Raw genomic sequence first — 2,099 nt, forward strand, 5'->3', positions numbered from 1 at the left:
ATAGGAGGACGTGGGTGCGCACGTACCCACGCTGGCCACGGCCGCTACCGACGCCGCGTTTCCGCACATTCCTCGCCAAAAGAATTTCGGATCGGGGCTAATGGGCCCGACGGCCGGGCCTAGGAGCGCCCCGAGTTTGAACGTGCACTGTAAGTCCTCACGACGATCCGCCACCGGGTGCGGCGGCTGCTGGCGCGCCGGGGACGGCGCGCCGTTCCAGGCGCACACCAATGCCTCCCCGTACGGTTCCTGCTCAGTCGCCACGGCTGCCCGATGATTCCCCGGCCCTGGCGAGATGGAACGGAAGGATCTTGCCCGCCCGGGTGGTGATGAGCCGCTGGCGCCGGACGACCACCGTCCCTGCCCGCCGCCACATCCCTGCGCCCAGCGGGGCGAACCCGCCGCCTCGGGCCAGCTCCTCGAGGAGCGTCTGGCACACCCCGGCCTCGTCGACCGGGCCGACCCCGGGGCTCACGAGCAGGAACAGCCGGAGAATCCCGTCCTCTCCTTCCTCCTCGAGGAGCTGATAGTCGGTGCCGGTGCCCCCGAAGCGCGCGGGCAGGACTTCCTCCAGCACCCGCAGCAGATCCGTCTGGACGAAGGTCATCCCCTCGCTGCTCAGCTTCTCGAAGCTCCGGATCCTGGCCAGGTGGGTGGTGAGCCCGACGGTCCCCAGCCCGCACCCGCAGCTCGTCCGCTCCACGACCCCGTGATCCCCGCTCTCCACGTTCAGGAGGACCTTGGGTGCCGAGGCGAGGAGCGAGGTAAACAGGAAGGCGTCGACGACCGGCCCGCCGTCGCCGACCGCTCGCGGCCGCTGGACGAGCCCGTAGCTGTCGCTGAAGAAATGGAGGTCGTCGGACAGCCGCGGAGTCCCGCAGCGGTAGCCGATGATGCCGGCCTCGGTGAAGGCGTAGCGGACGAGGGCCCGGGCGCCGCTCGCCTCCACGATCCGCTGCTTGGCCTCGGTGAAGGGCTCGCCCAGCGTGATGAAGCAGACGCCGTCGAGCCTGAGGCCCCGTTGCCCGGCCGCGGCCGCGATCCGCACGGCCCCGCTGGCGTAGGTCGTGACGCAGAGGAACGCCCCCTCCCGCCGCCGGCCGGCCAGCCGGAGGACCAGCGATGCGGGATCCTGCAGATCGGCGAAGACTGGGGTCGGCAGGGGCCGACCCAGCAGGCGACTCAGGACGGCGAGGTAGCGGGCGCCGAGATGGGCCTTCGCCGGAAGCGGCTGCAACGGGTAGAGCCAGGCGTGCGGCGGCCGCCCGAGCTTAGCGTAGAGCAGCGTGGGGACGAGCGCACCGAATCCCCCCTGGAGCCAGAGGACGTGATCGTATCCCGAGAGCCCGTGCGCGTGGAACGCCAGGGCCGTGTCGACCGCCAGGTCGGTGACGAAGGGGAGGCTGATCTTCACTGAGGTGCCTGGGCCCCGGGTGCCGCCGCTCCGCGCCTCGACATGCGCGGACACGTGGGGGTTGTCGAAGTCCCGGTCGGCGAAGGTGAACCGCTGGCTGCCCCGCACGACCTCCCGCCGCCCCTTGAACTCGTCGAAGGTGACATAGACACCCGCCTCCCGGAGGCGTGAGAGCGCGCCCTCCAGGCCGTCGCGGGCTACCAGGGGCTTGAGGTCGCCGAGCTCGCACCCCGCCGCTCGCAGCAGCGCGAGGTAGGGGCTCCGGGGGTGACCATAAATCGCCTGCTCGACCATCCGTGAGAATCTCTGCTCCCGCGTCGCCAGCCGCCGCCTGACGACCTCGATCGCCTGATCCACGGTCACCGCCGTCCGGAGGAATCCGGGAAGATCCCGAGTCAGCCGGGCCAGCCCGGCGAGATCCGTCAACGGGTGCAATTCGTCGTCACCTCCCAGCCAGGAGTGCGTAGGTGATACGCATGGGCCAGGCCTGCCAGAGGAATGTCGAGAGCGAAGAGGCACAGCCTGCCAGCAACGGCTCGTTGAGCACTCGTGCGAGTGGGATCACCTCGACCCAGACGACCAGGCTGGCAGCAAGAACGAGCAGGCCATAGCCCTCCGGCCCGAGTCGGCGAGTGAGGAAAGCTGTGGTGACGAGAGCCCGGGTGTGAAGCCGATGGCGTCAACC

The 2,099-nt window shown here is 70.1% G+C and carries 1 protein-coding gene; it reads right to left on the reverse strand.

Annotated elements, in window-relative coordinates:
• Nucleotides 1-253: 253 nt before the first annotated feature.
• Nucleotides 254-1,840 (reverse strand): hypothetical protein, encoded by a 1,587-nt coding sequence (locus VGW35_03160; protein HEV8306643.1) that lies wholly within the window; start codon nucleotides 1,838-1,840, stop codon nucleotides 254-256.
• Nucleotides 1,841-2,099: the final 259 nt, after the last annotated feature.

The sequence above is a fragment of the Candidatus Methylomirabilota bacterium genome (assembly GCA_036005065.1).
In the GTDB taxonomy this organism is placed as follows: Bacteria; Methylomirabilota; Methylomirabilia; order Rokubacteriales; family DASRDR01; genus DASYQW01.